Here is a 17,109-nt window from a genome sequence, read left to right as displayed (position 1 = left end):
CGGGCGGAAGTCGTCGCGATCCCTACCGGATCACTTACCCAATTTCCTGCGCTGAACGCGGGTGCGGCGAAGCAGCTTGCGGTGCTTCTTCTTCGACATGCGCTTGCGACGCTTCTTGATCACTGAACCCATGCGGGTGTCCTCGCGTTCTTTCGTCTCTGTACAGCTGCACTGCTGATACCGCTGCTGGTGCTGTTCGGTCGTCGGCGGACACGGCAGTGACGGGACTGCGCGCTCACGCGACTCAGCCCCATCATACCCAGCTCACACGACCACCCTCGACCGGCCTCCGCAGCAGCGGCGCACACCCGAACCGTCCGATTCCGGTGAACCGTGCCGATGCCCTTCCCCGGGCATGCACCGTTCCACGTGGAACAGACGGGACGAGGCGTGCGTCAGCCTGCGTCGAAGTAGGACGTCTCCAGGTAGTCGTGCACCGCCTTCGCATGCACTCGGAACGAACGGCCCACACGAACGGCGGGCAGTTCGCCACCGTGCACCAGGCGGTACACGGTCATCTTGGACACCCTCATCAGTGAGGCAACTTCTGCCACCGTGAGGAACTGGGTTCCGGCCACAGCCGGTTGGCCGTCGTGGGACGAGCTCTTGCTCGACCCGGACGGCTTGTTGACGGATTCCATAAATCCACATACCTCCGGCACGCCCGCGCTGCCGGCTTCCCCTCCGGCAGAACAGACACGCACGTGCTGCAGCGAGCTTAGCGGGACTCGAGTGACAAAAGCGACGGGTGGGGGGACCAATATTTATTCGACCGGTGAACCGAGAGCCGTTCCCCGCGCCTTGGCGGCGTCGATCGCGTCGAGAAGCGCAGCTCGGAAGCCCTTTCGCTCCAACTGGGCGATGGCCGCGGCCGTGGTGCCGCCGGGAGACGTCACACCGGCGCGGAGCTCCTGCGGTGACTCGTCCGAGCGATCGAGCATCGCCGCGGAGCCCACCATCGTCTGGACGACCAGTGTCGTGGCGGTGTCGCGAGGCAGTCCGAGACCCACGGCGGCGTCGATCATGGCCTCGGCCATGAGGAAGAAGTAGGCGGGTCCGGATCCGGAGACGGCGGTGACCGCGTCGATCTTGTCCTCGGACACGACGGCCGTCTTCCCGACGGTGCCGAGCAGCTTGCGCACCGTCTCGATGTGCTCCGAGCGGGCATGGCGGCCGGGGGCCAGCACGCTCATCGCCTCGCCCACCAACATCGGGGTGTTGGGCATGACACGGACGATCGGGATGCCCGCGGGCAGCTTCGGCTCATAGCGCGACGCGGTGACGCCGGCGGCCATCGTCACGATGATCTGCTCGCGCTCCCCGTTGAGCTCGGCCTTGGACATCTGGGTGATCACCGAGTCGACGTCGTCGGGCTTCACCGCGACGACGATGACGTCGGCGCCCTCGATCGCGTCGATCACGCTGGTGGTCCGAATGCCGAACTGGGTGGCCACCGCGTCCGCGCGGGCCGGGTACTTCTCCGCCAGCACCACGTTGCCGGTGGGCAACCCGCCCTCGATCAGTCCTGCGATCAACGCCTCACCGATCCGGCCGCCGCCGATCACCGCAATTCTCGTCATGCGCTCAGCGTGCCATGCCGCGGGTGGCGATCGGCAGGGTGTCGCGGTCCCTCGGTCGGGCTCAGGTCGCGAGCGGCACCATGGCCAGCTGTCGGCTCTGCACCACCACGGCACCGGTGGAGTCGACGATGGTGTGGTCCTCCTCGAACCAGGAACCGCCGAGCACGGTGCTCGACGACTTCACGCGCAGCCAGCCGGGTGCCGGGGTGTGGCGCAGGTACGTCGTGAGCTGGACCGTCGGAGCCCAGCCGAAGAGGCCGCGATTCATCGTCACGGGCGGGCAGATGTCGCCGGCCATGATGGCGAACAGCGCCGCGGTGACGGGATCGTTCTCGTCGTCGGGCCGCGGCCGGACCCACATGCGGATCTCCGCCGACCCCTGCGCGCCGGTCAGGAAGTGCGCGGCGGTGGGATCGAGACGCATGTCGCAGCCCGTGGCGACGTGGACGACGTCCGCCATCGGGTGACCGGGCGCCACTCGAGCGGCCGAGTCCGGCGGCTCGACGGCCATGTCGAGGACCGACGCCAGCGACGACTCGTGCTCCTGGTGCACGGGCGCTCCGCTGTCCGGCGTGCCGAGCGTGACCACGCTCCGCACCGCGGGACGACCGTTCTGCAGCAACACCGCGTCGACGTGCACCACGCGCCGACCACGCTTGAGCACCGTCGTCTCGACCGTCACCGGGCCGGGATCGGGCGCCGCGAGGTAGCTGGCGCTGACTGCGAGCGGAGTGAGCTCGATCGGGTCGTCGTCCAGCGCGAGACGCTGAGTGGCGGCCGCGGCACAGACACTCATCATGGCGCCGCCGTGCACCTTGGGGCCGATGGTCCACGTCGGGTCGATGCTGCCCTCGAACAGATCCGTGTCGGTGCGATCGAGTGTGGTGAGGGTGCGGAACGGGGCGTCGGTCACTGGTCGCTCGAATCTGTCGTCGGGTGGGGCCGGTCGGGAAGGCCGGAGGCCGGCCGGGTGAGTTGGTCGGGAAGGCCGGTCGGGGCGAAGTGCTGCTGGGCGAGATCGTGGTGCGCGAGGCGGCGCAGGGCGGTGACCACCGGTTCGTAGAGCACCGTCCCGAGGACGGCGAAGCGCACGGCGTCGCGTGGCTCGGTGTGGTCGAGCACCCGCGCCCACTCCCCCTCCGCGATCACGCGCACGGCACGGGCGTACGCGACGACGTCGTCGTCGGATAGCGGGACGCCCGCAGCGTCGGCGGCGGCGAGGGAGTGGTCGAGCTGACGAGCTGCCGAACTGTCGGTCGGGAGATCGGCGGCGGCGTGGCCGAGCCGTTCCAGGATCCGCGAGGTACGCGGCGCCGGACCCGGGTCGACTCCGTCCTGCCCCGCGTCGTCGAGGTAGGGCGGGAGCGCACCGAGTGCCCGGCTCATCGCGGGATGGACGTCGCCGGTCGCCTCGTCGAGGGCCGCGAGCACCGTCCTGATCCGTCCGAGAGGAAGGGAGGCGCCGGTCAGGGCCTTGATCAACCGGAGGCGGTCGAGGTGTTCGTCGGTGTACTCGGACACCGTCGTCGCGCCGACCCCGGGCATGAGGAGCCCTTCGCGGAGGTAGAACTTGATCGTGGGTCGCGGGACCCCGGATCGTTCGACCAGCTCGGACATGCGCACCGGTCGAACTCTAGACCACAGTGGATAGTGGGACTATCCGGGTGCGAACTTCCGAGGGTGCGAACTTCGGAGGTGAGGGACGTCAGAGGTGCTGCCGGGCGAACGCCAACGATCGTTCGAGTGCGGCCGACCGCTCGGTGGCGGTCCGCGCGTTCTGGGTGTTGATCTCGAGCACGGCCTGACCGTCGAAGCCTCGCGCGACCAGCGCCTGGCAGACCTCCGCGACCGGCTGCGTGCCGTCGCCGGGCACGAGGTGCTCGTCGACGGAGGCGCCGCGGCCGTCCGCGAGATGCAGATGCTTGAGCCCGGCGCCCATGCGCTCGGACAGCGCCACGGCATCGAGCCCGGACGTCGCGGTGTGCGAGAAGTCCAGCGTGTAGTGCTGGTGGCCCACGTCGGTCGGGTCGTAGGACGGCGCGAACGCGGTGAACCCGATGCCCGGCTTCCCGCCGCGCTTCTCGAGCCGCTTCACCGAGCCGGTGCCCGCACCGAAGAGCCGGTCCGCACGCATCGGGAACATGTTCTCGACGGCGACGACCATGCCCTCGTTGTCGGACTCGAGCTCGGCGACCTGGTCGGGAAAACCGTCGGCGTAGATGCGTTGCCAGCGAAACGGCGGGTGCACCACCACGGTGGACGCGCCGAGCGCCTCGGCAGCGTGGACCGAGCGCACCAGCTTCGAGACCGGATCCGAACCCCACACCCGCTGGGTGATCAGCAGGCACGGTGCGTGCAGCGCCAGAACCGGAACGCCGTACGCGCGGCTGAGCTGCTTGATCGCACCGACGTCCTGGCTGATCGGCTCGGCCCACACCATGAGCTCGATCCCGTCGAAGCCGAGTTCCGCGGCGAAGCGGAATGCGGACTCGGTGTTCTGCGGATAGACCGAGGCCGTGGACAACCCCACCGGAACGGGCCGGCGACCGGGCGTCGTCACGTGGTGCTGAGCATGAAGGCCAGCGGGCCCAGAGTGACGAATCCGCCCACGACCACCGCCAGCAGGATCGACACGATGTCGTCGGTGCGGCGCAGCACACGCACCACGGCCACGAGTCCGACGATGACGAAGAACGCGAGGACCAGGGCGACCCAGGGCAGCATCTCCCACAGTCGCTCGAACCCCTTGAACAGGAGCGCGCCGAGCACGATCGCCACGATGCCCTGGCCGATCAGCGACAACCACTGCTTGACCGGGCTGCGGGACTTCGACGGCGCCACCGGTGCGTCCTCGACGGGTTCCGCATCGGTGGGGGTCGCGAGATCGGCCTCGTCGGCCGTGTCGGTGGCGATCGTGTCCGGGGTCTCGGAATCCTCGGTCACTGCCGGGACGATCGTGGTCACCGCGTCGTTCTCGGCCGTGACCTCGTCGGCGTCGACCTCCGGCTCGGCCGGCGTCGACCGCTGCTGCTCAGGAGCGCCGGGTCGATCGGAAGCGGGACGCTCCTGCGCCGGCCGCTCGGGTGCGAGCGCACGCTCCTCGGTGGAGGCGCGCAGGCGGTCGACCGCCACGGACGGAGCGCCGGAGAACAGCGCGGGTTCGGGCCGAGCGGAACGGGCGGCGCCGAACGCAGGGGTCGGGCGGGCCTGCTGCTCACGGCGGCGGTCGTCGATCCGGGGCGTGGACCGTGTGGGCTCGGGTGCCGGGGCGGGCCGCTCGGGCTCGGCGTCGCGGGTCGACTCGTCGGCCTCGGCCTGCCGCGGCTGGTCCTGCGGCGACTCGGTCTCGGGCGACACGTCGGACTCGTCGTCGGGCGCCTCGGCCGGGGTCTCGTCGCGGACGATCGGGATCTCGCCGGTCAGCTCGGCGACGGAGATACCGCCGGCCATGCCGCGTCGACGTCGACCGCCACCGGACTGCGTGTCCACCTTGGCGCCGTTGCGCGCGAGCAGTTCCGCCACCGATACCTGTCCTGTGTCGGCCGCGCCACTTCCGTTGTTGTCGTCACTCATGTCTCTCGAGTCTCCACCACATCGCCGAACGTCTCCGTGTCCAGCTTGCGCAGGATCAATCCCTCACGCAGCGCCCACGGACAGATCTCCAACGAATCGATCGACAGCGCGCGCATGCTCGCCTCGGCGACCAGTGCTCCGGCCACCATCTGTCGTGATCGATCCGCGCTCACGCCTTCCAATTCTGCACGGTCCGCCGAGGTCATCCTCGAGATGAACGAGATGACCTGACGCAGACCGTCGGCCGTCAGGGTCCTGACGACACGGGGGCCGGCAGCCGACGGAGCGGCGCCGGTCAATCGAGCCAACGAGCGGAACGTCTTCGACGTTCCCACCGCCCGGTCGGGCAGCCCCGGCTCGAGCAGCTTCTTCGCCGGTTCGACGAGTTCCGCGTCGAGCCAGTCACGCAGCACGGCGACCCGCCGCTTGCCGGGAGGATCCTCGGCCAGCCAGTCGCGCGTCAGTCGGCCGGCCCCGAGGGGAAGCGACATCGCCACGTCCGGGTTCTCGTCGATCCCGGTGCTGAGCTCGAGGGATCCGCCGCCGATGTCGAGGTCGAGGATGCGCCCGGCACTCCAGCCGTACCACCGACGCACGGCCAGGAACGTCAGTCGCGACTCGTCCTCGCCGGAGAGAACCTGCAGGCTCACGCCGGTCTCGTCACGCACTCGGTTCAGCACGGCGGTCGAGTTGCGTGCGTCGCGGACGGCCGACGTGGCGAAGGCCATGAGCTCGCCGCAGCCCGACGATGTGGCGATCGACGAGAAGTCGGCGACCGTCCGCACCAGTCGATCGGAGCCGGACTGGGTGATGTCACCGGCGTCGTCGGTGTTCTCCGCCAGGCGCAGGGCAGCCTTGGTAGAGCTCATCGGTGTCGGGTGACCGCCGCGGTGAGCGTCGACCACGAGCAGATGAACCGTGTTGCTTCCGACGTCGAGCACCCCTAACCGCACAGGGAACACCGTACTGGGTCTAGCGTCGTGGCTTGTGACACGTGCTGAGAAGGCGGGTAGGCCGGAGGCCGGCCGGGCCGCAAAGCAGACGACGAGCGTGGGCGACGAGGCCGGACGGCGGTCGGGCGAGGCCACCGGACGGCCCGCGGACGTGCTGGAACCCGCGGCGACCCACAAACTCGATCCCGCACCCGAGGTGGCGCCGGACTTCCCGCGCGAGTGGGTCGAGTTCGTCGATCCGACCAACCCCGAGCACGTCGTCCGCGCAGATCTGACGTGGTTGCTGTCGAGTTGGACGTGCGTCTTCGGAACTCCCGCGTGCCAGGGCACGGTGCCGGATCGGCCCGACGACGGGTGCTGCTCGCACGGAGCGTTCCTGTCGGACGACGACGACCACGCCAAGCTCGTCGCCTCCGTCGAGATGCTCACGCCGGACGACTGGCAGTTCTTCGACAAGGGACACGGCAAGAAGGGGTTCGTCGAGGTCGACGATCTCGAAGGCGAGCAGGCGCTGCGCACCCGCAAGTACAAGGGTGCGTGCATCTTCCTCAACCGACCGGGCTTCGAGGGCGGCATCGGGTGCGCACTGCACCGGATGGCGCTGCGCACCGGCGTCGAACCCCTCGAGGTGAAGCCCGACGTCTGCTGGCAGCTGCCCATCCGCCGCACCCAGGACTGGGTGACGCGCCCCGACGGTGTCGAGATCCTGCAGACCGTCGTCGGCGAGTACGACCGACGCGGCTGGGGTGAGGGCGGCGCCGACCTCAGTTGGTACTGCACCGCCTCCCCCGACGCACACGTCGGCTCGAAGGCGGTCTGGCAGTCGTACGCGCCAGAGCTGACGGAGCTGCTCGGCAAGGACGTCTACACCGAACTCGCCGCGCTGTGTCGGCGTCGGCAGGGCTTGGGGTTGATCGCCGTGCACCCCGCGACCCGCGAGGCTCAGCGCACGTAGTCCCGTCAATGCCCTGCGAGTACGTCGAAAGTGCCGTGATCTCGGCGCTCGCCGCAGCACTTTCGACGTACTCGCCGGGGCTTGGTCAAGCTTCATCCACAGGCACCCCGTCATCCCCACGGCACTGGCGAGTTGCTCGATCGACGCGGCGCCTGTCGGTGCAGCTCGTGACGGTCTGCGCCATGGACCCCACACTCGTCGACGCAATGAGAGCCAACGGCGGCTTCCTGCACACGACCGATCTCCTCCGACGCATGTCCCCGAGCCGCGTGCGGTGGCTGGTGCACACTCGTCAGCTGACTCGCGTACGGCACGGGCTGTACGCGGTCGGAACGCTCCCTGTCTCGGCGCGACTCGACGCTCTGAGCATCGAGCTCGGAACGCGGGTTGCCGCATCCATGGACACGGCGGCGGCGATGCACGGTTTCGACGTCGACCAGACGCAGCAATTACATGTGGTGGAGCCCGACGATCGGCGCATCGAGAGCAGACCAGGGGTAGTGGTGCACCAGCGACGGGGTGCACCATTGGTGGAGGTCGGCACCCGATTGGTCGTGGAGCCGGCCTGGACTGCTGTCGAGGTCGCACGGCAACGTGCCCCTGGTCGCGCGCTCGCCGTTCTCGACGCCGCGGCCCGGGTGGGCTGCGAACCCGGATCGCTGGAACGAGCAGTCGATGCGCAACGGGGGCGGCGGGGCATCGTCGAGGTCCGCCGTCTGGCACCGCTCGTCGACCGAAGATCCGGCTCACCGATGGAGTCGGAGACCCGCCTGGTGCTGCACGACGGCCACCTTCCGGCACCCGAGTTGCAGTGGCCCGTGATGCACGGACTCGGCATCTTCTATCTCGACCTCGCTTGGCCAGCACGACGATTCGCGATGGAATACGACGGCGACGAATTCCACGGAACGCCCGATAGCGTCCGACGCGACAAGGCCCGTCTTGCGCTGCTCGCTGATGAAGGCTGGCGCGTTCTGCAGATCACGTCGGACGATGTGCGGCGCGAACCTGATGTCCTGGTCGGTCGTGTCCGCCGGCTACTTGCCGCCTGATGTCCGCGAATACGCCGAAAGTGTCGTGATCAACGGATCCGCAGCGACACTTTCGACGTACTCGCCGAAACCGAACGGCCTCACTCCTCGAGCTTGTACCCCAGCCCGCGCACGGTCACGAGGTGCACCGGCTTGGCCGGGTCGGCCTCGATCTTCGAGCGCAGACGCTTGACGTGCACGTCCAGCGTCTTCGTGTCGCCCACGTAGTCGGCGCCCCACACACGGTCGATCAACTGTCCGCGGGTGAGCACTCGACCGGAGTTGCGGAGCAGGTACTCCAGCAGGTCGAACTCCTTGAGCGGCAACGTGATCTGCTGCCCGCCGACCATGACGACGTGGCGCTCCACGTCCATGCGTACCGGTCCGGCCTCGAGGATGCTGTTGTCGTCGATCTCCTCGGTGTCGGATCCACGGCGCAGGACCGCACGGATGCGCGCGATGAGTTCACGGGACGAGTACGGCTTGGTGACGTAGTCGTCGGCACCGAGCTCGAGGCCGACGACCTTGTCGATCTCGCTGTCGCGCGCGGTGACCATGATGACCGGCACACCGGAGCGGCTGCGCAGGTGCTTGCACACGTCGGTGCCGCTCATGCCCGGCAGCATGAGGTCGAGCAGGACGATGTCCGCTCCCACGCGATCGAACTCGGCGAGGGCGGAGGGGCCGTCGCCGACGACGGTCGCGTCGAACCCTTCCTTGCGGAGCAGGAACGCCAGCGGGTCGGCCAACGATTCTTCGTCTTCGACGATGAGCACGCTCGTCATGGGGTGTCCTTCTCGGTCATGACGGCTCGCCGTCGTCTTCGATGTGAGCAGGAATGAGGAGCGTGAAGGTCGAGCCCGTCCCGGGCTTGCTCCACAGCTCGATGCGGCCGTTGTGGTTGGCGGCGACGTGCTTGGCGATGGCCAGTCCCAGACCGGTGCCGCCGGTGGCCCGCGACCGCGCCTTGTCGACGCGGAAGAAGCGCTCGAACACGCGCTCCTGGTCCTCCTTGGCGATGCCGATGCCGCGGTCGGTGACCGAGAAGGCCACCATGCTCTGTGGGCCCGTCGCATCGTCGTCACGCAGGGACCGCGTCACCGACACGGGAGACCCCTTCGGGGAGTATGCGATGGCGTTCTCGACTAGGTTGGACAGTGCGGTGACCAGCAGGGTCTGATCGCCGAGCACCTCGAGTCCGCTCGGTCGGTCCGTCGTGACGACGATGCCCGTGGCCTCGGCCTTGAGAGCCGAACGCGAGAGCGCGCTCTTGACCACGGTGTCGACGTCGACGACGTCGAGATCGGGGAGCTTCTCGGCACCCTGCAGACGGGACAGCGAGATGAGTTCGCTGACCATGTTGCCCAGGCGCGTGGACTCGTCGAGCATCCGCTCACCGAAGCGCTGGACCGACTCGGGATCGTCGCGCGACTGCAGCAGCGCCTCGGCCAGCAGGCTGATGGCGCCGACGGGGGTCTTGAGTTCGTGGCTGACGTTCGCGACGAAGTCCCGCCGCGTGGCCTCCATGCGGACCTGCTCGGAGTCGTCGTCGGCGAACAGGACGACGAACCGGCGATCCTCCTGGGAGAGCAGCTGCGCGTGCCCCTTCACGGCGATGCCGGCGCGCCCGCGGGCGTCGAGAACCGTGAGGTCGACCTCGACGTGGTCACCGGTCTCGAGGACCCTGGTGGCGGCCTTCCATGCCCGATCGTCGAGCGACCGACCGCGGACGAGACCGAGCTCCTCGGCGCGCGGATTGAACAGCACGACGTCGTGGAACTGGTCGACGACGGCGATACCGCTGTGCGCGGCCAGCACGATGAGGTCGAGGACCTGGGACATCGTCAGCCCGTTGTCGCGGGTCTGACGCAGGACGTGGCGGGAGTTCAGATACGGGATCAGCACTCCACCGACGAGGTACCCACCGAACGCCGCGACGGCGGCGATCAGTACGACGGTCGGAGTGGTCACGGGCCGATCGTACGGTCACACGACCGTGCACCGACGCACGGTGGGCCGGGTTTTCCGGCCGTCACCGCACGTCCGGCGCACGTTCGCACCGCGTTCATCGAGTCGTTACTTCTTGCCCTGGTTCGCCACTGCCGCGGCTCCGGCCGCAGCGGCCTCCGGGTCGAGGTAGGTGCCGCCCGGCACGGTGGGAACGAGCTTGTCGCCCGACTCCGTGAGGTCGTACTGCAGCGGGATGCCGGTGGGGATGTTGAGCCCCGCGATGTCCGCGTCGGAGATGCCGTCGAGGTACTTGACGAGGGCGCGCAGCGAGTTGCCGTGGGCGGCGACCATAACCGTCTTCCCGGCCCGCAGCTCGGGGACGATCACGCTCTCGTAGTACGGAACGAACCGCTCGACGACGTCCTTCAGGCACTCGGTCAGCGGCACGCTGTCGAGATCGGCGTAGCGCGGATCGGCGTCCTGGCTGTACTCGGAGCCGACCTCGATGGGGGGCGGCGGGGTGTCGTAGCTACGACGCCACAGCATGAACTGCTCGTCGCCGTACTTCTCCTTGGTCGCCGCCTTGTCGAGACCCTGCAGTGCGCCGTAGTGCCGCTCGTTCAGACGCCAGTCGCGGACGACCGGGATCCAGTGCCGATCGGCCGCGTCGAGCGCGAGGTTCGCAGTGCTGATGGCGCGACGCAGAAGCGATGTGTACAGCACGTCGGGAAGCACACCGGCCTCCTTGATCAGCTCGCCGGCACGCTTCCCCTCCGCCTCACCCTTGGCGGTCAGGCGCACGTCCTGCCATCCGGTGAACTGATTGGACGCGTTCCACTCGCTCTCGCCGTGGCGGAGAAGGATCAGGGTTCCGATGCTCATGCCGCCCAGTTTCTCACGATGCCGTCGGCGGGACGACCGGTCGGGCGCGCCGCAGGTCGCGCGGGGTGCGCAGCGGGAACTGCGCTTCCGCCGGGCCGAGCTGGCGTGACCGCTAGCCTCTGCAGATGAGAACCCGCTGGACAGTGGCGCTCGCGGCGTGCGCGTGGCTCGCGTGCGCCCCGACCGCAACGGCCGATCCCCTCCCCGTCGACTACAACTTCTTCAGTGGCTTCCCGGCGGAGATCGCGAACCCGGGCGGATCGCTGCCCGGAACCAACGACTTCTCGTGCGTGCCGACGGCGGAGCACCCGAATCCGGTGATCCTGGTGCACGGGACGGGGACCGGGCAGCAGACCGGGTGGGGCGTGTACGCGCCGCTGCTGAAGAACGAGGGGTACTGCGTCTTCGCTCCGACGTACGGTGCGCTGCCGGGTGCGTGGCCGATCAGCGCGATCGGTGGCCTCGGGCCGGTTCCCGAGAAGGGAGCACAGTTCGCGGCGTTCGTCGACGAGGTGCTGTCCGCGACGGGCGCCGAGAAGGTCGACATCGTCGGACACTCGCAGGGCACGGTGCTGCCCAACTACTACGCGCAGGTGCTCGGCGGAGCGGACGACATCGACAGGTACGTCTCGCTGGCCCCGCTGTGGAAGGGGTCGGGCCCGTCGCAGCTCGCGTGGCCCGACGCGTCGTACCGCTACGCGCCGGGCATCACGTACACGAACATCATGACCCGGTACGACGAGGTGGTGGTCCCGTACACGGACGGCTACGTCGAGGCTCCGAACGCGACCAACATCGTCGTACAGGACACGTGCGACGTCGACTTCTCCGAGCATGCCGGCATCGTCGGGTCGCCGAGGGCCGCGGCGTTCGTGCTGAACGCTCTCGACCCCGCGCACCCGCGACCCGTGCCCTGCGAGTTCGTCCCGCCCTTCACCGGCTAGCGCGTACCGTCCCACACCGTGCGGGTGTCGGGCCGCGGGTCGTTCACCACGGCCGACTCCGTCCCGAACATCTTCACCGTGCGCTCGGACCCGTACTGCGCCCAGCCGGGATCGCCGTCGCGCACGAAGTCGACCCAGGCACGGTGCATCTCGTCGGCGACCGCCTGCGGCGGGTTCGGCCCCGTGATGCGAGCGGTCTCGGGCTTGCCCAGCACGTCGAAGACGAACGGGATCTCGAGCGCATGGCACGCGCCGAGGTTCCCGTCGAACAGCGGCGAGCGCCAGGTGAACTCGTAGACGTGGGCCGGGTGCGCCTCGGCGACGCGCACGGCGGGGATGCGGAAGAACCAGTCGGTCATGACCGCGATCATGAGTTCACCGGGCGAGGCGTCCGGATACCGATCGCGGTACGTGTCGAGCACCGACGGGTCCAGTCGATACCCGGCGAGCACCGTCCGCAGGTAGTCCTCGGTGATGTGCGGAACGATGCCGGCGGGCACGAGGAAGAACGCGTGCTCCTCACTGGTGGTGCCGAGCAGGAGTTCGACGTCGGCGCCCGCACCGTCGGCGATGCGCGAATACGGCAGCGCAGGAACGACATCACCGTCGATGCACGGCTCGAACGCCATCATGTTCAGTGCCACCTCACCCCACGCGCCGCTCGACGCCTCCGTGGCGATGCGATCGGACAGGGTGCGCTGGGCGTCGACGAGGGCGTCGACGGGTACCGAGCCGAGCCCCTCCACCGTCGCCGGAACGCCGAGGGCCGACGCCAGCGCGGCCGAGACGGTGCCCGCGGTCTCCGCCGAGATGACGTGATGGCCGGCGCCGCTCTGCAGGACCGCGCGGTGGAACAGCCCCTCGGCGCGGGGCATCGACAGCAGCGTGCCGACGCTCATGGCACCCGCGGACTCTCCCGCGACGGTCACCCGCGCCGGGTCGCCGCCGTACGACGCGATGTGGTCCCGGACCCATTCGAGCGCCGCGACCTGGTCCAGCAGACCACGATTGGCGGGAGCGCCCTCGATCTGCGCGAAGCCGTCCACGCCGAGCCGGTAGTTGATCACCACGGCGACGACGCCGTCCCGCGCGAAGGCGGTGCCGTCGTAGGCGGGTACTGCGTTGCTGCCGTTCACGAAGGCGCCGCCGTGGATCCACACGAACACGGGCGCGGAGCCGGCGACGTCCGGCGAGTACACGGCGACGTTCAGGCACTCCTCGCCGGGCACCACGGGCTCGCTGAGGATCTCGCTGGTGGGCGGCCGGTACCCGACCTTCGGGACGGTGGCGCCGTGCTCGAGGGCGTCGCGCGTGCCGGACCACCGCGGCGGCGCGGTCGGCGCCTGGAATCGGTGCGGTCCGAACGGCGCCTCGGCATAGGGAACGCCGAGGAACGAGGCGATGCCGTTGTCGGTGCGACCGCGCACCTGGCCCTGGGCTGTGTCGACGGTGATCGTGTCCATGGCTCATGAGTACCACCCCGAGTGCCCCCACACCCCTCACATGACGCGAACACCCTCTCCAGCACGCTGGAGAGGGTGTTCGGGTGGTACAGGGAGTGTCAGCCGGCGGCAGGCTCGGCCGCGCGCAGATCCTTGCGCAGGATCTTGCCGGACGCCGACTTCGGCACCGTGTCGATGAACTGCACGCGGCGAACCTTCTTGTGCGGCGACACCTTCTCGGACACGAACGTCATGACGTCGTCCTCGGTGAGCTCGGCGCCCTGCTGCAGCACGACGAACGCCTTCGGTACCTCTTCGCCCTCGTCGTCGAGCACGCCGATGACGGCCGCGTCGGCGATCTGCGGGTGCGTGAGCAGCAGCGACTCGAGCTCGGCGGGCGGCACCTGGTAGCCCTTGTACTTGATCAGCTCCTTGAGCCGGTCCACGATGCTGACGCACCCACGACCGTCGACGACGGCGATGTCGCCGGTGTGCAGATACCCGTCCGCGTCGAGCGTCTCGGCCGTCGCAGCGTCGTTGTTCAGGTATCCGGCCATGACGTTCGGGCCCTTGATCCACAGCTCACCGGGCTCGCTGACCTTGTCCGAGCCGGGCTCCGGGTAGGCCACCTCCTCGCCGGTGGCCGGATCGACGAGCTTGTTCTCCGAGTTGGCGACGGCGGTGCCGCAGCTGCTCAGCGGCATGTCGTCACCGTCGAACGGGATGGCGTGCGAGACGGGGCTCAGCTCGCTCATGCCGTAACCCTGACGCACCTTGGTCTTCAGTCGCTTCGCGACGGCGTTGCCCAGGTTCTCGTCGAGGGCGGCAGCACCGGAGAACACCATCCGCACGCTGGAGATGTCGTACTGGTCCACCATCGGGTGCTTGGCCAGTGCGACGGCGACGGGCGGCGCGATGAAGAGGTAGGTGATCTTCTTCTCGGTGGTGAGGCTCAGGAACTGTTCGAGATCGAAGCGCGGCATCGTGACCAGCGACGCGCGCACCTTGAGGCCGAGGTTGAGCAGCACGGTCATGCCGTAGATGTGGAAGAACGGCAGCACGGCGAGCAGGACGTCGTCCCGGTTCGCGCCCATGCGCGGCTCGATCTGCGACACGTTGGCCACCAGGTTGCGGTGCGTGAGCATGACGCCCTTCGGCCGTCCCGTGGTGCCCGAGGAGTAGGGCAGCACCGCGAGGTGGGTCGACGGGTCGAAGTTGACGTCGGGCGCCTGTGCACCCTCGGTGAGGAGGTCACGCAGCGACTCGTGGCCCTCCGCGCCGTCGAGCACGACGATGCGATCGGCCGACAGACCGACCTGCTCCGCAGCGGCCTTCGCCTGCGGGAGCAGCGGCGAGACCGTGAAGATCATGGTCGCGGACGAGTCCGTGAGCTGCTTCGCGATGTCCTCGGCGTTGTACAGAGCATTGATCGTCGTGGCGATCGCACCGGCGCGCAGGATGCCGTGGAACACCGACGCGAACGCCGGCACGTTGGGCGAGTGCACCGCGACCACGTCGCCGACCTTCACTCCGCGCGAGGCGAGTGCGCCTGCGACACCGTTGATCTGACCGACGAGAGTGCGGTAGTCGGTGACGGCGCCGCTGGGGCCGTCGATCAGGGCGGGGCGCGCGAGGTCGTCCTCGGTGAGGTCACCGAAGAGGAACTCGTAGACGCTCTGCTCGGGAATCTCGACGTCGGGGTACGGGCTGCGGAAACTCATGGAACTCCTCATCGGCACAGCAGGGACGACAGAAAGGCAACCTTAATGTGTCGGGCGGTCACATAAACATCCTTCGGACATTCCGGGTGACAGCCATCACACGAAGGAGCCTACCTGCACGGTGTCCGAATCAGCCCCGGTCGTCGTCGTCCGCTCGGTCCGCCGGCTGCACCCAGGACGTGGGCCCGTCGTCCGGCCTGCCGTTCACCAGATGCTCGAACGCCTTCAGGTTGTTCAGCGACTCGCCGCGCGAGACGCGCCACGCCCACTCGCGGCGGATGGACTCGGCGAAGCCCAGTTCGAGCAGCACGTTGAAATCGCCGTCGGCCGCCTCGAGCACCTGCCCGAGGATGCGGTCGATCTCGTCTCCCGTGACCGCGTGCGTCGACATCTTGCCGACGAGGTAGATGTCGCCGATCTTGTCGATCGTGTAGTGCACTCCGTACAGACGGCGGTTGCGCCGCAACAGGTATCGGTACACACCCTCGAAGTTCTCGTCGGGCTTGCGGCACACGAAGGCCTCGATGCGCACGCCGTGGTTGCCGACCGTCAGCATCGTCGAGGTCTTGAGCTTCTTCTCACCGGGAAGGTCCACGACGAACTGCGTGTCGGTGGCCCGGGAGTAGTCCAACTCCCGGTCGGCCAACACCGAGTCGATCAGTTCCGTCACCTGGTCGGTCGTCGTCACAGCGCTCTCACCGGTCCTGTCCGTCGTAGTCGCCACAAACCACGGGGTCTGCGAGGCGAGAACTCACCCGTCGGTCTCTCGACACCCGCGGTACTGCCGAATCTCCACGCCGCGCGGGCGTAGGTGTCCAGCAACGCGTCCGAGGTGTGTTCCCACGAGAAGTTCTCCGCATGTCGTGAGGCATTCGACGCCATCACGGTGCGCAGACGGTCGTCGGCGAGCAACGACTGCACCGCGGTGGCCCAGTCGGCCGGATCGTGGCCCTGCACCAGCACGCCGGTCTCCCCGTCCCGCACCGCCACACCGAGGCCCCCGACGTCCGCGGCGACCACCGGGACACCGCACGCCTGGGCTTCGATGGCCACGAGACCGAAGGACTCCGAATAACTGGGCACCGCAACGAGATCCGACGCGCGGTAGACGTCCGCAAGCCTGTCCGGGGGTTGCGGCGGGAGGAACGTCACCCGATCCTCGATGCCCAGCCGGCGACTCAGCTCGATGAGGGAGTCGGGCCGTTCCAGACCGGTGCCCGACGGGCCACCGACCACCAGCACGCGCACGCGCGACGACGGGTCCCGCCGGTGGATCTCGGCGACGGCCGCGACGAGGACGTCCGGCGCCTTGAGAGGTTGGATCCGTCCCACGAACGTCACGAGAGGGTCGTCGGCGTCCAGCCCCAGGGAGCGTCGAGCGGCGGCGCGATCGCCCGGCCGGAACATGCTCAGGTCCGCTCCCGGCGCGACGACGTCGATCTTGTCCTCGGCCGCGTCGTACAGATCGACGAGAGCCCGGGCCTCGTCGAGAGTGTTGGCCGTGAGCCGATCGGCTTCCTCGACGACCTGCTTCTCACCGATGCGGCGGGCCGCCGGTTCCGGCTTGTCCCCCGCCGCCACCGACAGATTCTTCACCGCGGCGAGCGTGTGAGCGGTGTGCACCAAGGGGACCTTCCACCGGTCGCGGGCGAGCCAGCCGACCTGCCCCGACAACCAGTAGTGCGAGTGGATCATGTCGTAGTGGCCCGGCTCGTGCCGTGCCTCCTCGCGCAGGACGCCCGCGGCGAAGGCGCAGAGCTGGGTGGGCAGGTCGTGCTTGTCGAGACCCTCGAACGGGCCGGCCGCGATGCTGCGCACCAGTACGCCGGGCGCGGCCTCGACCACGGGTTCGTCACGGGAAGACGTGGCCCGGGTGAAGATCTCCACCTCGACTCCGCGCGCCGCCATCTGCACGGCGGTCTGCAGGACGTACACGTTCATGCCGCCCGCGTCCCCCGTGCCGGGCTGCGCCAGCGGAGACGTGTGCAGCGACAACACGGCTACCCGATGCGGGCTGTGACGGCGGACCACCGTTCCAGTGTGCCCTGTCCGATTGCGTCGCAGGTGCGCGCCCACCC

At 68.8% G+C, this 17,109-nt stretch carries 18 protein-coding genes; 3 read left to right on the top strand and 15 right to left on the bottom strand.

Annotated elements, in window-relative coordinates:
* Positions 1-30: 30 nt before the first annotated feature.
* The 8 genes from ASG69_RS22085 to ASG69_RS07275 all read right to left on the bottom strand — a co-directional run bounded on the left by ASG69_RS22085 (position 31) and on the right by ASG69_RS07275 (position 6,106).
* Positions 31-132, bottom strand: coding sequence for a 30S ribosomal protein bS22 (locus ASG69_RS22085; protein WP_003402602.1), 102 nt, complete (start codon positions 130-132; stop codon positions 31-33).
* Positions 133-395: 263 nt separating this feature from the next.
* Entirely contained in the window at positions 396-641 is a 246-nt protein-coding gene (locus ASG69_RS07305; RefSeq protein ID WP_027504502.1) for a helix-turn-helix domain-containing protein, read from the bottom strand.
* A gap of 123 nt (positions 642-764) precedes the next feature.
* Complete coding sequence (gene proC / locus ASG69_RS07300) at positions 765-1,580, bottom strand: pyrroline-5-carboxylate reductase (RefSeq protein WP_056441616.1); 816 nt, start codon at positions 1,578-1,580, stop codon at positions 765-767.
* Between the two features lie 61 nt (positions 1,581-1,641).
* Positions 1,642-2,493: a thioesterase family protein gene (locus ASG69_RS07295; protein WP_027504500.1), complete on the bottom strand. Its 852-nt coding sequence runs from the start codon at positions 2,491-2,493 to the stop codon at positions 1,642-1,644.
* Entirely contained in the window at positions 2,490-3,197 is a 708-nt protein-coding gene (locus ASG69_RS07290) for a MerR family transcriptional regulator (RefSeq protein ID WP_235578904.1), read from the bottom strand. Before ASG69_RS07290 ends, ASG69_RS07295 begins: the two co-directional genes overlap by 4 nt.
* A gap of 88 nt (positions 3,198-3,285) precedes the next feature.
* Positions 3,286-4,140: a sugar phosphate isomerase/epimerase family protein gene (locus ASG69_RS07285; protein ID WP_056695733.1), complete on the bottom strand. Its 855-nt coding sequence runs from the start codon at positions 4,138-4,140 to the stop codon at positions 3,286-3,288.
* Positions 4,137-5,153 carry a Yip1 family protein gene (locus tag ASG69_RS07280; protein ID WP_056441609.1) on the bottom strand — a complete coding sequence of 339 codons (1,017 nt, stop codon included), beginning with the start codon at positions 5,151-5,153 and terminating at the stop codon, positions 4,137-4,139. The genes ASG69_RS07285 and ASG69_RS07280 overlap by 4 nt, the downstream gene beginning before the upstream one ends.
* Complete coding sequence (locus ASG69_RS07275) at positions 5,150-6,106, bottom strand: Ppx/GppA phosphatase family protein (protein ID WP_027504497.1); 957 nt, start codon at positions 6,104-6,106, stop codon at positions 5,150-5,152. Before ASG69_RS07275 ends, ASG69_RS07280 begins: the two co-directional genes overlap by 4 nt.
* A 154-nt stretch (positions 6,107-6,260) precedes the next feature.
* Between ASG69_RS07275 and ASG69_RS07270 the strand changes: the two genes are divergently transcribed.
* Entirely contained in the window at positions 6,261-7,061 is an 801-nt protein-coding gene (locus tag ASG69_RS07270; protein WP_027504496.1) for a hypothetical protein, read from the top strand.
* 182 nt (positions 7,062-7,243) lie between these two features.
* A complete protein-coding gene (locus tag ASG69_RS07265) occupies positions 7,244-8,113 on the top strand; it encodes a hypothetical protein (protein WP_056442318.1) in 870 nt (289 codons plus the stop codon).
* Between the two features lie 80 nt (positions 8,114-8,193).
* Here the strand turns inward: ASG69_RS07265 and ASG69_RS07260 are convergent, their stop codons facing one another.
* The 3 genes from ASG69_RS07260 to ASG69_RS07250 all read right to left on the bottom strand — a co-directional run bounded on the left by ASG69_RS07260 (position 8,194) and on the right by ASG69_RS07250 (position 10,924).
* On the bottom strand, positions 8,194-8,877 hold the full coding sequence (locus ASG69_RS07260; protein WP_042576719.1) for a response regulator transcription factor: 684 nt from the start codon (positions 8,875-8,877) through the stop codon (positions 8,194-8,196).
* Between the two features lie 16 nt (positions 8,878-8,893).
* Positions 8,894-10,063, bottom strand: coding sequence for a sensor histidine kinase (locus ASG69_RS07255; protein WP_027504493.1), 1,170 nt, complete (start codon positions 10,061-10,063; stop codon positions 8,894-8,896).
* 105 nt (positions 10,064-10,168) lie between these two features.
* Positions 10,169-10,924, bottom strand: a complete 756-nt coding sequence (locus tag ASG69_RS07250; RefSeq protein ID WP_056441606.1) for a phosphoglyceromutase — start codon at positions 10,922-10,924, stop codon at positions 10,169-10,171.
* Between the two features lie 125 nt (positions 10,925-11,049).
* Between ASG69_RS07250 and ASG69_RS07245 the strand changes: the two genes are divergently transcribed.
* Positions 11,050-11,868, top strand: a complete 819-nt coding sequence (locus ASG69_RS07245; protein WP_056441603.1) for an esterase/lipase family protein — start codon at positions 11,050-11,052, stop codon at positions 11,866-11,868.
* Here the strand turns inward: ASG69_RS07245 and ASG69_RS07240 are convergent.
* The 4 genes from ASG69_RS07240 to mshA all read right to left on the bottom strand — a co-directional run bounded on the left by ASG69_RS07240 (position 11,865) and on the right by mshA (position 17,095).
* Positions 11,865-13,331 carry a carboxylesterase/lipase family protein gene (locus ASG69_RS07240; RefSeq protein ID WP_056441602.1) on the bottom strand — a complete coding sequence of 489 codons (1,467 nt, stop codon included), beginning with the start codon at positions 13,329-13,331 and terminating at the stop codon, positions 11,865-11,867. The two genes, ASG69_RS07245 and ASG69_RS07240, sit on opposite strands and share 4 nt — an antisense overlap.
* Before the next feature lie 98 nt (positions 13,332-13,429).
* The gene (locus tag ASG69_RS07235) at positions 13,430-15,031 is read right to left on the bottom strand and encodes an AMP-binding protein (protein WP_056441599.1); all 1,602 of its coding nucleotides are present in this window, start codon (positions 15,029-15,031) and stop codon (positions 13,430-13,432) included.
* 130 nt (positions 15,032-15,161) lie between these two features.
* Positions 15,162-15,719 carry a YbjN domain-containing protein gene (locus tag ASG69_RS07230; protein WP_056441596.1) on the bottom strand — a complete coding sequence of 186 codons (558 nt, stop codon included), beginning with the start codon at positions 15,717-15,719 and terminating at the stop codon, positions 15,162-15,164.
* A complete protein-coding gene (gene mshA, locus ASG69_RS07225) occupies positions 15,716-17,095 on the bottom strand; it encodes a D-inositol-3-phosphate glycosyltransferase (protein WP_414891293.1) in 1,380 nt (459 codons plus the stop codon). Before mshA ends, ASG69_RS07230 begins: the two co-directional genes overlap by 4 nt.
* Positions 17,096-17,109 lie beyond the last annotated feature (14 nt).

The organism is Rhodococcus sp. Leaf225 (assembly GCF_001426145.1).
Taxonomy (GTDB): Bacteria; Actinomycetota; Actinomycetes; order Mycobacteriales; family Mycobacteriaceae; genus Rhodococcoides.
Note: the sequence above shows the minus strand (reverse complement) of the source record. Positions and strands in the feature narration are given on the sequence as shown.